The organism is Algibacter miyuki (genome assembly GCF_030409805.1).
GTDB lineage: Bacteria > Bacteroidota > Bacteroidia > Flavobacteriales > Flavobacteriaceae > Algibacter > Algibacter miyuki.
Map to the genome: position 1 here is coordinate 660,674 of NZ_JAUFQP010000010.1, position 14,390 is coordinate 675,063.

At 34.5% G+C, this 14,390-nt stretch carries 12 protein-coding genes; 6 read left to right on the forward strand and 6 right to left on the reverse strand.

Annotated features, from left to right (window positions below; translation table 11 throughout):
* Window positions 1-155: 155 nt before the first annotated feature.
* Window positions 156-1,517 (reverse strand): alanine/glycine:cation symporter family protein, encoded by a 1,362-nt coding sequence (locus QWY92_RS10715; protein ID WP_290271095.1) that lies wholly within the window; start codon window positions 1,515-1,517, stop codon window positions 156-158.
* Window positions 1,518-1,606: 89 nt separating this feature from the next.
* Between QWY92_RS10715 and QWY92_RS10720 the strand changes: the two genes are divergently transcribed.
* Both QWY92_RS10720 and QWY92_RS10725 read left to right on the forward strand, forming a co-directional pair.
* Window positions 1,607-2,698 (forward strand): heparan-alpha-glucosaminide N-acetyltransferase domain-containing protein, encoded by a 1,092-nt coding sequence (locus QWY92_RS10720; protein ID WP_290271098.1) that lies wholly within the window; start codon window positions 1,607-1,609, stop codon window positions 2,696-2,698.
* Between the two features lie 11 nt (window positions 2,699-2,709).
* On the forward strand, window positions 2,710-3,078 hold the full coding sequence (locus tag QWY92_RS10725) for an RNA methyltransferase (protein WP_290271101.1): 369 nt from the start codon (window positions 2,710-2,712) through the stop codon (window positions 3,076-3,078).
* Window positions 3,079-3,214: 136 nt separating this feature from the next.
* Here the strand turns inward: QWY92_RS10725 and QWY92_RS10730 are convergent, their stop codons facing one another.
* From QWY92_RS10730 to QWY92_RS10745, 4 genes are all read right to left on the reverse strand, one after another.
* Window positions 3,215-4,366, reverse strand: a complete 1,152-nt coding sequence (locus QWY92_RS10730; protein WP_290271103.1) for an adenylyltransferase/cytidyltransferase family protein — start codon at window positions 4,364-4,366, stop codon at window positions 3,215-3,217.
* A gap of 93 nt (window positions 4,367-4,459) precedes the next feature.
* Window positions 4,460-5,404 carry a phosphoribosylaminoimidazolesuccinocarboxamide synthase gene (locus QWY92_RS10735; protein WP_290271105.1) on the reverse strand — a complete coding sequence of 315 codons (945 nt, stop codon included), beginning with the start codon at window positions 5,402-5,404 and terminating at the stop codon, window positions 4,460-4,462.
* Between the two features lie 121 nt (window positions 5,405-5,525).
* Window positions 5,526-6,035, reverse strand: a complete 510-nt coding sequence (locus QWY92_RS10740; RefSeq protein ID WP_290271107.1) for a hypothetical protein — start codon at window positions 6,033-6,035, stop codon at window positions 5,526-5,528.
* Between the two features lie 204 nt (window positions 6,036-6,239).
* Window positions 6,240-7,193 carry a PhoH family protein gene (locus tag QWY92_RS10745; RefSeq protein ID WP_290271109.1) on the reverse strand — a complete coding sequence of 318 codons (954 nt, stop codon included), beginning with the start codon at window positions 7,191-7,193 and terminating at the stop codon, window positions 6,240-6,242.
* A gap of 169 nt (window positions 7,194-7,362) precedes the next feature.
* On the opposite strand from QWY92_RS10745, the gene QWY92_RS10750 reads away from it, so the two are divergent.
* From QWY92_RS10750 to dnaN, 4 genes are all read left to right on the forward strand, one after another.
* On the forward strand, window positions 7,363-8,220 hold the full coding sequence (locus tag QWY92_RS10750) for an SAM hydrolase/SAM-dependent halogenase family protein (RefSeq protein ID WP_290271112.1): 858 nt from the start codon (window positions 7,363-7,365) through the stop codon (window positions 8,218-8,220).
* A gap of 103 nt (window positions 8,221-8,323) precedes the next feature.
* Entirely contained in the window at window positions 8,324-8,620 is a 297-nt protein-coding gene (locus QWY92_RS10755) for a putative quinol monooxygenase (protein WP_290271114.1), read from the forward strand.
* 10 nt (window positions 8,621-8,630) lie between these two features.
* A complete protein-coding gene (gene gldG, locus QWY92_RS10760; protein ID WP_290271115.1) occupies window positions 8,631-11,015 on the forward strand; it encodes a gliding motility-associated ABC transporter substrate-binding protein GldG in 2,385 nt (794 codons plus the stop codon).
* A 174-nt stretch (window positions 11,016-11,189) separates the two neighbouring features.
* Entirely contained in the window at window positions 11,190-12,308 is a 1,119-nt protein-coding gene (dnaN, locus tag QWY92_RS10765) for a DNA polymerase III subunit beta (protein ID WP_290271117.1), read from the forward strand.
* Between the two features lie 322 nt (window positions 12,309-12,630).
* On the opposite strand, the gene QWY92_RS10770 is transcribed toward dnaN, so the two are convergent.
* Window positions 12,631-14,358, reverse strand: coding sequence for a porin family protein (locus QWY92_RS10770; RefSeq protein WP_290271119.1), 1,728 nt, complete (start codon window positions 14,356-14,358; stop codon window positions 12,631-12,633).
* Between the last annotated feature and the right edge of the window lie 32 nt (window positions 14,359-14,390).

Consider the following 14,390-nt stretch of genomic DNA (forward strand, 5'->3'; position numbering starts at 1 on the left):
ACTGTTAGTATTGGTAAAAAAGTAAAATACTTCCAGTTGGTATGGCTAAATTTACATATAAAAATTTAACTATAAAATTAAGTGTTTCAAAAACACTAATAACTCGTTTTTTTAGTTACACATTTTAATGTTTTAATCAAAAATGAATACGAACTCTAAGCTTTTATCCTCTGAATATAATTTCTAGCTTCTTTTAAAACTTTGGGAGCGAGTATAATAGTACTTATCATGGTTGGAATAGCCATAAGCGCAAACACCCCATCAACAAGGTTAAGCATCGCGCTAAACGGCATTATTACCGCTAATACAATACTGAGAATATAAAGATAATTATAATAGTGTTTTTTATCGGCCCCTATTAAAAAAGACAAACACTTGGAACCGTAATAAGAATACGAAAACAAAGACGATATACTAAAAATAGCCACACAAACCATAAGTAAATACTTGCCATAAATTGGCATAGCGTGACTGAATGCCGAAGCTGTTAAACTCACGCCGTTATTATCTGTGGTTTCCCAAACCCCAGTAACTAAAATAGCTAAAGCGGTTAACGTACATACAATTAAAGTATCTATAGCTGGGCCTAACATAGCCACCAAACCTTCGCGTATAGGTTCGTTTGTTTTAGTGGCTCCGTGTGCCATGGGAGCGGTACCAATACCGGCTTCGTTTGAAAAAGCACCACGACGAATACCGAGTAGAATTAATGCACCTAAAACACCTCCTAAAAAAGGCTCGCCTTTAAAGTTGTTAGCCGCAAAAGCATCGGTAAAAATCATAAAAAAATATTTTGGAACCACCTCGTAATTGGAAATTAAAACAAACAACACCAAAGCAAAATAGAGTATAACCATAGCCGGAACCAATTTAGATGCCGCAAGGCTTATTCGCTTTAACCCGCCAAGTATAATTACCGATGTAATAATCACTAAAACTAGCGCTAAAATCAGGTTAGATTTCAATCCCACCGTAACACCGTTTGGAGTTAATACAATATCGTTTATAGCTTGTGTTAATTGGTTTACATTAACAACCGGTAAAGCTCCAACTAAACCGCAAACACTAAACATTACAGCTAATGGTTTCCACGATTTCCCTAAACCTTCAGTAATAAAATACATTGGGCCACCTTGTAAATCGCCATTACTATCTTTTCCCCGAAACATCACCGCTAATGACGACGTGAAAAACTTGGTAGACATCCCGACAATGGCACTAACCCACATCCAAAACATAGCACCCGGGCCACCCAAAGAAATAGCGGCCGCAACACCTGCTATATTTCCCATACCAATGGTAGAAGACAAGGCAGTTGTTAAAGCTTTAAAATGTGAAATTTCTCCTGGATCATCTGGGTTGTCATATTTCCCTCTCAATACTTGAATCGCATGACCTAAATATCGAAAAGGTAAAAAACGTGATACAACTAATAAATACAATCCGCCTCCAATAAGCAATAAAACTAGAGGTAACCCCCAAGCATAATCTGAAAATGTTTTAATGATTTTTTCCATATTTTTTTTGTAGATTTTATAAATATATTAATTTACAAACAGACCTTTACAGTTATTAAAAGTATATTTATATTTTAAAGCTAATTGTATTGCAAACCAATCGTATATATTTTATTGACGCTGTTCGTGCATTTGCCATTTTAATGATGTTGCAAGGACATTTTATCGATAATCTACTTGCCCCCATGTACCGAGATGACACCAATGTGTTTTATAACATTTGGCATTACCTCCGTGGCATTACGGCTCCAACATTTTTCACCATCTCAGGACTTGTTTTTTCCTATTTACTCCTGCGTGCTTATGCTAAAGGCGACGACAAACCTCGAATTAAAAAAGGTGTGTTCCGAGGTTTATTGCTACTGCTCATTGGTTACGGATTGCGTTTAGATATTTTTAATTGGCTTTCCGGTAATTTTAATAACCGTTTTTTTGTTGTTGATGTTTTACAATGTATTGGCTTGGCTCTAATTACGTTAGTTGGTTTACACTTAATATTGAAAAAATACAACTATCTTTTTTCTATTGTTTTAGTTATTTTAGGTACACTATGTTTTCTATCTGAACCACTTTATAGAGATTTAAACACGGAAAATATCCCAATCATCTTCGCTAACTATATAACAAAGTCTAACGGCTCCGTTTTTACCATTTTACCATGGATAGGCTACTCCTTTTTTGGTGCTTTTATTTCCACAGTATTCTTTAGGCATGTGCATCGCGACCGCTTTAAAATAATTGCCATTGCTACTTTTTTCATCACAGGATATTTCCTTATTTATCAATCGTCTGACCTTCTTGTAAAGCTAAGTCAATCAACAAATATTGAACTCTTTAAACAATGTGCTTATTATAACTACCTTTTTACCAGACTCGGTAATACCTTAATTCTATTTGGTCTATTTTATAGTTTAGAACCTTTTTTGAAACAATCTATAATTTCTAGAATAGGCGAAAAAACATTATCCATTTACGTCATTCATTTTATTATACTTTACGGAAGTTTCACAGGCTTAGGGCTTAATCGCTTTTTAAGAAAATCCTTAGCCCCAACCGAAGCTATAATTGGCGCAATTCTTTTTATGATTGTGGTATGCTTAATCGCGTTTCATTATGCGAAAACTAATGCTTTTATTTATAATTTAATTCGAAAAATGTCGGGTAAATTTAAAACACAATAACACCTTCCATTATGGCTTACGATGAATTTTTAGCAGATAGAATACGACGTGTTTTAAAAGATAAACAAATCTATTTTTCTGAACTTAAAATGATGGGAGGTCTATGCTTTAAGGTAGATAATAAAATGCTTTGCTACATTAATATTAACAAAGATTATGGTGATAGTTTGATTATGGCTCGTATTGGAAACATTGTTTATGAAAATCAGCTAAAAAAGCCTGAATGTTTACCCATGAACTTCACAGGACGTCCCATGAAAGGTTATATTTATGTTACTCCGGATGGGTTTGATACAGAAGCTAATTTAGAGTATTGGATACAATTATGTTTAAATTTCAATCCGTTAGCTAAGGCAAGTAAACCAAAGCGGAAGAAGTAAAAGGCTCCTTAAGCACCTAATCAAACCTCCCTATAAAAAGCTTTATCATTTTTTTAAAAGTAATACTGTAAAAAAAATGGGCAATCTCGTTTAGAAATTGCCCATTTATACTATTTTTATTTATGAATCTCACATATTATAAAACCTCTTTTCTGCGAATATTAATTCGCATAGCACCTTCTATAGGCTTGTCTGACACTAATATTAAATAACCTCCGCCACCTGCACCTGCCAACTTCCACGCAAGCGCTTTGTCTTTGTACTTAGCAATTTCTTCATTAATTCTATCATTTAGCATAGCTGGAAACATTTTAGTTTGTGCCTTAAATGATTTTAAAAACCCTTCAGAAAATTTTTCTAAATCTTTATTTAGAATAGCATCCCACACATCATCAGCTGCATCTGTAAGTGCTTTAACATTTTCCTCATTGATATGTGTAACTTTTAAAAGATCGAGCCCTGGCTCCCTAGGCCATAATAATGCCATGTAAATATGATCTTCTAACCAAGCAAGTGTAGATTCTTCATGTATAGATTCAAATTTAATTGGCCAATATGCATTATCATATTGATGTCTAACTAAGCCAGGCATACAAATACCGATTGCATCTTGCGCACCAGAAATCATCGTAGACCCCGGGGTGTTTTCAAACTTGAAAAGGATTTCGGCCAGCTTTTCTGGCTTTTCCATTGGCAAGTAATATGGCCATATTTTTTTTGCTGCATTCCGAGTAGATGTAGACATACCACATCTTTCATTATACTCAATTACAGGTTCTAATGATAAGGTTATAGCCCATCCTGATCCGTATTTTGAAACATAAGGCTGATCGATCCAAGTTCCTGCCAAATCTATTCTATATGGTAATGTACAGTTACCAGCAGACCGAATGGCTGTTGTTGACCGTTCTGGCAACCCTGCATCGGGTATTCTTTCTAATAATTTTAGCTCAATACCTAAACGAGTACATAATTCTTGTTTTTCTGGAGAAAACCCATCTTCATTTACAATAAAATAATCAGGCTTTAATTTAACAAGATCATCTTTAAAATCTAAAATACCAGACCCCGTATTTACAAAGGCCTCTTTTACATATCTAATAGCATTAATGGTATAAATTCTTTCTTGCTCTGAGTTTATAGTTTGACGTCCTTTCAATTCATCTACCGTAGCATCAGACCCAATTCCTACATATAAATCACCATACTTTGCGGCTTCTTTAAAAAATGCTATATGCCCACTATGAAGCATATCGAAACAACCTGATACAAAAACTTTTTTACTCATTTAATGAAATTTTAAAATTAATTCAAAATACTATTATGTACAATAATCTCTTTAATGTATTAAAACTCGTAGGGATGGTGAGATATATACTTTCTATTTTAAATACGCTAAAACATTAGTTTCAATACGCTCTTGAATATTAGAAACATCTGCTTTTACAAAAGTTTCTCCAGTAATATTTTCATAAAGCTCAATATAACGATCGGATACCGATTGAATATATTCATCGCTCATAACAGGTACTGTTTGCCCTTCTAAACCTTGAAAATTGTTAGCAATTAACCACTGACGTACAAACTCTTTAGAAAGTTGTTTTTGAGCTTCACCTTTTTCTTGACGCTCTTGGTAACCTTCTGCATAAAAGTAACGTGAAGAATCTGGTGTATGAATTTCATCTATTAAGACAATTTTTCCGTCTTTAGTTTTTCCAAATTCGTACTTTGTATCTACTAAAATTAATCCACGAGAAGCTGCTATCTCCGTTCCTCTTTGAAATAATTTACGTGTGTAATCTTCTAAAACTAAATAATCTTCTTCTGAAACAATACCGCGCTTTAAAATATCTTCACGAGAAATATCTTCATCATGATCTCCCATTTCTGCTTTTGTTGCCGGAGTAATTATTGGGTTTGGAAACTTATCATTTTCCTTCATCCCTTCTGGCATGGTAACGCCACAAAGTATGCGTTTGCCTGATTTATATTCACGTGCTGCATGACCAGACATATAACCACGAATAACCATTTCTACCTTGTAAGGCTCGCATAAATGACCAACTGCTACATTTGGATCGGGTGTTGCCGTTAACCAATTAGGAACAATATCCTTCGTGGCGTCCATCATTTTTGTAGCGATTTGGTTTAATATTTGCCCTTTATAAGGAATTCCTTTTGGCATAACCACGTCAAAGGCAGATAAACGATCGGTAGCGACCATAACTAGTTCGTTATCATTAATATTATATACGGCTCTTACTTTTCCTTTGTACAGACTTTTTTGTCCTGGAAAATTGAAATTGGTGTCAGTAATTGTGTTCATTAGAAGTAAACTGTTGTTTATTGTGCAAATGTAATTTGTTTACTATCACCAAACAAGTCTAAATAAAAAAAGGAGAAATGTAAATTTCTCCTTCTTAAGCATTATTAAATACTATTGTGATTTATTTAAACCTGATATTATAGGTAACTCCGACACCAACATTTTGCACATCAACATCGTATTCTGCAAACGTATTTTGATAATAAGCATAGAAATTCCAATCTTTATTATGGTAACCAATTTGAGGATTAACATATAATCCGCCATCATTATTTTCAACATTAGTTAAAAAACCATATCCAACATCTGTTCCTAAAAACAAACCATTTGGTGTAAAATAATAACGAACGAAACCTGCTGCGGGAATCACTCCAAAATCATCAATATCATCTTTTCCAAAAAAGTGATTATAACCTGACGCTACTCCAACCCCAATATTAGGATTAATTAAATATTGCCCTCTTAAATCTAAACCTAAAGAGTAGGAAGACACATCACTTGCATCGCCTACAGGTATTCCTGTTATTATACCTGCCTTTAACCAAGAGTTATCCGAAGTTATTTCTACATCTTCCTGTGCAAAAACTGAGTTAAAACCTAATAAAACTGCTACTAAAAGTATTTTTTTCATAATATATTTCGTTTAAAATTATATGCAAATTTCCAAAACTTAGACTTAAAAAAGTTACAGGATTATAGGTAATGCTTATAGAATTATAGGGTAAATTTCCGTTAGAAACACTAAGTCAATATGTTATAATTAAAAAGATCTGAAATAACAAAAGCCAGTTAAAAACTGGCTTTTGCTTTATGCTTTAAATAAACGGTATAGATATTAATCTATATTCTCAATACTTTTATAAGCTTCAATTACTTTTTTAACGAGTTTATGGCGAACAACATCTTTATCGTCAAGAAAAATCATGCCGACACCTTCTACGTTTTTCAAAATTAAAAGCGCTTCTTTTAGTCCAGAAATAGTACGCCTTGGTAAATCTATTTGTCCCGGATCTCCGGTTAATAAAAACTTGGCGTGTTTACCCATACGGGTTAAAAACATTTTCATTTGGGCATGTGTTGTATTTTGCCCTTCGTCTAAAATCACGAAAGCATTATCCAATGTTCTACCTCGCATAAAGGCTAAAGGAGCGATTTGAATGGTGCCATTTTCTATATATTGCGCTAGTTTTTCAGCAGGAATCATATCACGAAGCGCATCGTAAAGCGGTTGCATATAGGGGTCTAACTTCTCCTTTAAATCTCCGGGTAGAAAACCTAAATTCTCCCCTGCCTCTACCGCAGGACGTGTTAAAATAATCCGTTTTACTTCTCTGTTTTTTAGAGCTTGTACCGCCAATGCGACACCGGTATATGTTTTCCCTGTTCCGGCTGGCCCGATAGCAAAAACCATATCGTTTTTGTGCATGAGCTCAACCATTTTTCGTTGGTTGGCTGTTTGGGCTTTAATGGTTTTACCGCCTACGCCATGCACGATAATTTCACCTCCTTTAGAAGATGCGATAAAATCGTCACTGCTTTGGCTTGTTAAAACACGTTCAATAACATTTTCGTCTAACTTATTATATTTAGCAAAATGTTTGATGAGCATACTCATGCGACGATTAAATTCGTCCAGCATTTCTTCTTCTCCAAAAGCTTTAATTTGGTTGCCTCTGGCTACAATTTTTAATTTAGGAAAGTATTTTTTTAAAAGTTCAATATTTACATTTTGTGCGCCAAAAAATTCTTTAGGCGTAATTTCTTCTAATTCAATGATGATTTCATTCAAAGGCGTTGTTTTAATTTTAACTAAAATAGATATTAAAACCTCTCAATTTTCATTTAAAATATAAAAACGAAAACAAAAATTTATGTAGGTTTGTATCTCGTAAGTGTTCATCTCAAAAATACATAATTTTAGATGACAAATCACTAAAAACATATCAACAATTTTGCTCATGGCAATAATAACTTTAACAACTGATTTCGGGGAAAAAGACCACTTTACTGGCGCTACAAAAGGCGCTATTTATAGTGAATTGCCCGATGTTAATATTGTTGATATCTCGCACAATGTATCGCCATTTAGTATTCCGGAGGCCGCTTATATTATTCAGAATGCGTATAGTAGCTTCCCAAAAGGCACCATCCATATTATTGGTATTGACTCGGAGATTAACGCTGAAAACAAACATATTGCAGTTAAGTTAGACGACCATTATTTTATTTGCGCTAATAATGGGATTATGAGTATGATTTGCTCTGATATTGCTCCCGAAAAAATTGTTGAAATCAATATTCATGATAGGCTGCAAAGCAGTTTCCCGGTGCTCGATGTGTTTGTAAAAGTAGCTTGCCATATTGCACGTGGTGGCACTTTAGAGGTTATTGGAAAAACAATAAACAGCATAAAACCAATTAAAAATATTGAGCCTTTTGTTAAGGATGATAAAACTCAAATTATTGGTAGTATAATCTATATTGATAATTACGGCAACGTGATTACTAACATTAAACGCAGCTTTTTTGAAAGCATACAAAAAGGGCGCACCTTCGAAATTTCGGCTCGTAATTACAAGTTTAAAAAGATACACCAAAAATATAGCGACATTGTAAATTTTGATATTCCTGCTGAAAAACGCCAAGATGAAGGTCGGAAATTAGTGGTTTTTAATTCGGGTGGTTTTCTAGAAATCTCAGTTTTTAAAAGCAACCCTTCTACCGTGGGAGGCGCATCTAGCTTGCTTGGCTTAGGTATTATGGACGCGGTTAGTATTAACTTTTCGGCCGAATCGGCGCTGCCAAACGCAATATAATTGTTGGTTGTTGTTTATCTAAAAAGATTAATACTTTTACAAAAAGATATTATAAGCGGTTTTAAATTTGCCGTTTTTATTAAACATATCAAAACAAGAAACTATGTTAGTCCGTATTGTTAAATTGGGTTTTTACAAACAAAATATTGATGTTTTTTTAAACAATTTTGAAAATAACAAAGCAAAAATTAGAGCGTTTGATGGTTGTACTTTTTTAGAACTGTACCGCGACAAAAATGACCCTGGTATATTTTTCACTTACAGTTATTGGGAAAGTGATGCACATTTACAAGCTTACCGAAAATCGGCTATTTTTAAATCGGCTTGGCGCACTATAAAACCCCTTTTTAGTATACGTCCCGAAGCTTGGAGCGTTGATAAATTAGAAACCTTAGATTAAAACTACATACATGTTTGCCATACTAAAAAAAGAAATCAACTCGTTTTTTGCATCGCCAATTGGTTATTTAGTGATTGCTATTTTTTTATTATTGAACGGTTTATTTTTATGGCTTTTTAAAGGCGAATTTAATATTCTTGATTATGGCTTTGCCGATTTATCACCCTTCTTTTTATTATCACCTTGGATTTTAATATTCTTGATTCCAGCGGTCACGATGCGAAGTTTTTCCGACGAAAAAAAACAAGGTACTTTAGAGTTATTGCTTACCAAACCTATCTCGCATATGCAGCTTGTTTTAGGCAAATATTTTGGTGCTTTAATTTTAATTATAATGACGCTTGCTCCAACCTTGTTCTATGTTTACACAGTTAACCAACTCGGAAACCCTGTTGCAAATTTAGACACCGGAAGCACCTTGGGGTCGTATTTCGGACTTTTATTTTTAGTAGCGGCTTATACAGCTATTGGCGTGTTCACCTCTACATTATCCGATAACCAAATTGTAGCTTTTATCAGTTCGGTGTTTTTATGTTTTCTGTTTTATATTGGCTTTGAAGGTATTGCCGATTTTGCCTCTAGCAACCTTATAGATCAATTAGGCATGAGTGTGCATTATAAAAGTATAAGTCGCGGCGTGATTGACACCAACGATGTACTTTACTTTTTAAGCGTTTCCATATTTTTTATTTTCATCACAGTTAAAGGTATCAAAACTGAAGGATTCCAGAAGAAAACGTGGATACAAATTCTTACTATTTTCATCGGGTTATTTATTCTGAATATAGCCACAAACAGTTTCCATAAACGATTCGATTTAACTAAAGATGCACGATACACTTTAAGTGAAGCCAGCTTAGAAATTATAAAAGATGTAGAAACCCCTATCATTATTGATGTGTTTTTAGATGGCGAAAACTTTCCTTCGGAATTTAGAAGGCTACAAAGCGAAACCAAACAATTATTGGAAGAGTTTGAAAATGAAAACAGTAATATTATTTTCAATTTTTTCAATCCGTTAGAAGATGAAGCCAATCGCGATATCATCATTCAGCAACTTACGCAGCGTGGTTTAACACCAATGCAAATGAGTGTGCAGGAAAACGGCAGCTCTACACAGGCTATTATTTTTCCATGGGCGCTAGCAAGTTACAATAATCAAACGGTTACAATTCCTTTGATAAAAACTAAAATAGGAGCCAATCAGCAGGAATTAGTTAGCAACTCCGTACAACATTTAGAATATGCTTTCGCTGATGGTTTTAGCAAACTTACCCAACCAAAACGTCGTAAAATCGCTATTCTAAAAGGCAACCAACAACTAGAAGATAAATACATTGCGGACTTTGTGAAAAAACTAGGCGAATATTACCTTATTGCACCATTCACGTTGGATAGCGTTGCCAATCAGCCACAAAAAACGTTGACGGACTTGGAGGTGTTCGATCTTATTATTTCAGCAAAACCAACCGAAGCGTTTACTGAAAAAGAAAAACTTGTATTAGATCAATACACCATGAATGGCGGTAAAAGTCTTTGGTTAATTGACGCCGTAGCCATGGAAAAAGATAGCTTATACAATGCTACAGGATCTAATTACGCCATGCATCGTGATTTAAACTTAACCGATTTTTTCTTTAAATATGGGGTACGAATAAAGCCTGTTATGGTTGCATCTCCTTATTCGGCACCGATAACTTTGGCCATGGGAGAAGGTAGTAATGCGCAATTTCAAAATTTTAAATGGCCGTATTCGCCGTTTGGAAACTCGAATAGCAACCACCCCATTGTTAATAATTTAAATTTGGTGAAATTTGATTTTGCCAATCCTATAGATACCTTAAAAAACAAAATTAAAAAAACCATCCTTTTAGAAACTGCACCGGTAACTAGATTAGAAAGTACGCCAAGCAAAATAAGTTTAGACGTGGTTACTAAAGAACAAAACCCAACCGACTTTAAAGGCAAAAAACAAACGCTAGCTGTTTTGCTCGAAGGTGAGTTTACATCGGTTTTTAACAACCGTATTAAACCCTTTAAACTCCCTCAAGATCTTCAAAAAAGTAAACCAACAAAAATGGTTATTATTGCGGACGGCGACGTCATAAAAAATGACCTCATAAAAAATGTACCTCAAGAATTAGGCTTCGATCGGTGGACCGGAGAAAATTATGGCAACAAAGAATTTTTACTGAATACCGTTAATTATCTGCTAGACGATACTGGACTTATAAACATTCGATCAAAGGAAATTGCCGTTGCTTTCCTAAATCAGCAAAAAATAGCCAAAGAAAAAACGACCTGGCAACTTATTAACATCGCATTACCACTCGTATTGCTTGCTTTGTTTGGTTTTACATTTAATTACTTTAGAAAGAAAAAATACACCGCTTAAATGTTAATAAGTTTGTTTCCAAATATAAGCCGATTGGAATATATTTGTAAGTAGCATAATTACAAATTTAACTCAGTTAATTAGATGATGCATTCTATAACTAACATCTTTTTAAGGAGATTAGAATTAGAAGAAAAATGTGCCATGTAACCGCTAAAAAATAAAATTCAACAGATGAAATTTATAGTATCAAGTACTTATTTATTAAAACAATTACAGGTTTTAGGTGGCGTGATAAACAGCTCGAACACCTTACCCATTTTAGATAACTTTTTATTTGAATTAGACCATAACAAGCTTACGGTTTCAGCAAGTGATTTAGAAACCACCATGGCTTCTTCTTTAGATGTTGAAAGTGATAGCGAAGGTAGCGTTGCTATTCCAGCACGTTTATTACTAGATACTTTAAAAACCTTTCCAGAGCAACCTTTAACGTTTGTTATTGAAGACAACAATACGGTTGAAATTAGCTCGAACCACGGTAAATATGCTTTAGCTTACGCCGATGGTAACGAATTTCCAAAAGCTGTAGCATTAGAAGACCCAAGTAAAACAGTAATAGTTGGCGATATTTTAGCAACAGCTATCAGCAAAACTATTTTCGCTGCTGGAAACGATGATTTACGCCCAGTAATGAGTGGTGTATTTTTCCAGTTTTCTACCGAAGGTTTAACCTTTGTAGCAACCGATGCACACAAATTAGTAAAATATACACGTGCTGATGTACAGGCCAACCAAGTGGCTGAATTTATTATGCCTAAAAAACCTTTAAATTTATTAAAAGGTATTTTAGCGGCTAGTGAAGATGAAGTTACTATTGAATACAATGAAAGTAATGCGAAATTTACTTTTGAAAATTCAGAATTAATTTGTCGTTTAATTGATGGAAAATATCCTAATTACGAAGCAGTAATTCCAAAAGAAAATCCGAATAAACTATCTATAGACCGTACACAGTTTTTAAATTCTGTACGTCGTGTTAGTATTTTCTCTAACAAAACCACACATCAAATTCGTTTAAAAATTGCTGGTGCTGAATTAAATATTTCTGCGGAAGATGTAGATTACAGCAACAAAGCAGAAGAACGTTTAACTTGTGATTACCAAGGTGATGATATGCAAATTGGTTTTAACTCACGTTTTTTAACTGAAATGTTGAATAACTTAAACTCAGACGATGTACAACTAGAGATGAGCATGCCGAACAGAGCGGGTATTTTAACGCCTATTGACGGTTTAGATGAAGGTGAACATATTACAATGCTTGTTATGCCTGTAATGCTTAACGCATAACATTTAGAACATTATTTTATATAAAAGCGGTTATTTTGAAAATATCAAAATAACCGCTTTTATTTTTAATAGTAATTTAACTACTCCCGCGTTAGGGATTGATGCGGCATCCTTTTTTGCTCTTCCTAGTTGTAACGTGCTTTTAAAAGGAAAAACAACCTTAAGTACAGTGTGATTGAAATTTATAAGACAAAAAAGATATAGCGGAAAGCCCGACCCTTGTGGTAACGCCCAAATAAAGGATTTTACAAGCATCCAAAATATTCCTATAAACAGAAACGTTTAAAAATATTCCCGCTTTCGCGGGAATGGAAAATTATGACTAAAAATCGAATTTATAAGTAGCACCAGCTAAAAACTGAATACCTTGTACAGGTGTGTTTTGCCAGCGTTGGTAACTGTTGTTGGCTATATTATTAGCTTTTGCAAATACCGAAATTTGTTCGGTTACATGATATCCAACGTGTGCATTGGCATCGAAATAACTATCTAAAGTTACGGTTTGTGGCGCTGGAACCACTGTACCATCGTTTAAAAAGTATTCATCTTTACGTTCGCCTGTGTAAAATAAATTGGCGCCTGCAAACCATTTTTTGTCTATTTGGTAGTCTAAAAACAGTGAGCCTTTTACGTCTGGTAAATTCCATGCTTCAGCTTCGTTATCGCTAGAATAACTAAAATATTCAGCTTTTAATCCGAGGTTGAAATTACGATTAACATCTACATTTATTTCTCCTGAAAGGCCAAAAACAGTCACATCGTCATAGGCAATTCCGAAGGAGTTTCCGTAATGATAATCTTCACTTAAACGTGTAATGGCGTTGCTTTTATACAAAGCCATGTTTTGGTTAGAGGTGTAACTTCCGCTAACATTATAACTCATGGCGCTCGATAATTTCCCTTTTAAACCTACGTAAGCATTGTATTGTTTATCGGTTGGTGTAATTAATAATGTTGGTGATACAAATGGATTTTCGGAAGCAAAACCATAGTAAGAATTTTGCTCTAAATCCCCTTGAATTCCACCGTAAGCAATTACCACATCGTTAACTACACGGTAGGTTGCTGTGATATTTGGGTAAATGTAAAATTGGTTAGAACCGCTAGCTGTATCGTTTAAATAGAATGCCGAAACACCTAAATTCAGAGTTAAATCGTCTTGAATAATTTGATAGCTTGGCATAAGACCTATTTGAAAATTACCGTAATCTATAGCGTTTGTTGCTGTATAATTATTATCAAAATCGCCACCTAAGTAATCCACTTTAATTTCGGTCGAAATTTCTTCGCCATTAACAGGCACATCAACTTTTCCTTTGGCAATAAACCTATTTTCTCCAGAACCTTGATTGTCGGAGAAACGTCTAAAAAATACACTTCCAGAGTTTATATAAGTATCTTCAAAACTAATATCTCCACCAACATGCGCGTTGTAAAACACGTGTCCTACATCGATATTATCGGCTTGTGCATTAGCAACATAAGTATCGGGCACACCGTACCAATTATACTTTTGATGTTGAAAACCACCTTCTACATTCCATGCTGAATATCGGGTTCGGGCCGCATAATTGACATTAATTTTCGAATCTGAAAAACCATGATCGAACGCTACGCCATCGATTCCATCTCCTGATGAATGATGACTCACATAACCCCCAACACTTTCATTACGACTTATGGCGTGATTTAGGTAAACCTCGCCCAAAATAGTGGTATAACTCCCCACGCCTAAAGTCGCGTAGTTATCATATAATTTTATCGGTTTTGCTTTTTCTACAACTGCTGCTTTTCCTTTTGCAGGTGTAAATGTTGACGCTACCGGAAAGGAGAAAATATTATATTTAATCTCTTTTTTGGTTTCAGTTGTTTTATCGTCTGAAGTTGGCACTTCTTTTACTTTAAAGGCATCGGAAATCGATGGTGCGTATGGTTTTACAACATCGATAACTCCTGTATTTATAGTATCGTTCTGTTTGTTTTGAGCATACCCAACAGTGGCCACTAATGTGATGGCAACGGTTAATATATTATTGATTTGCTTGCGCATAGATCTATTGTTTTTATTACTTTTTTATTCTT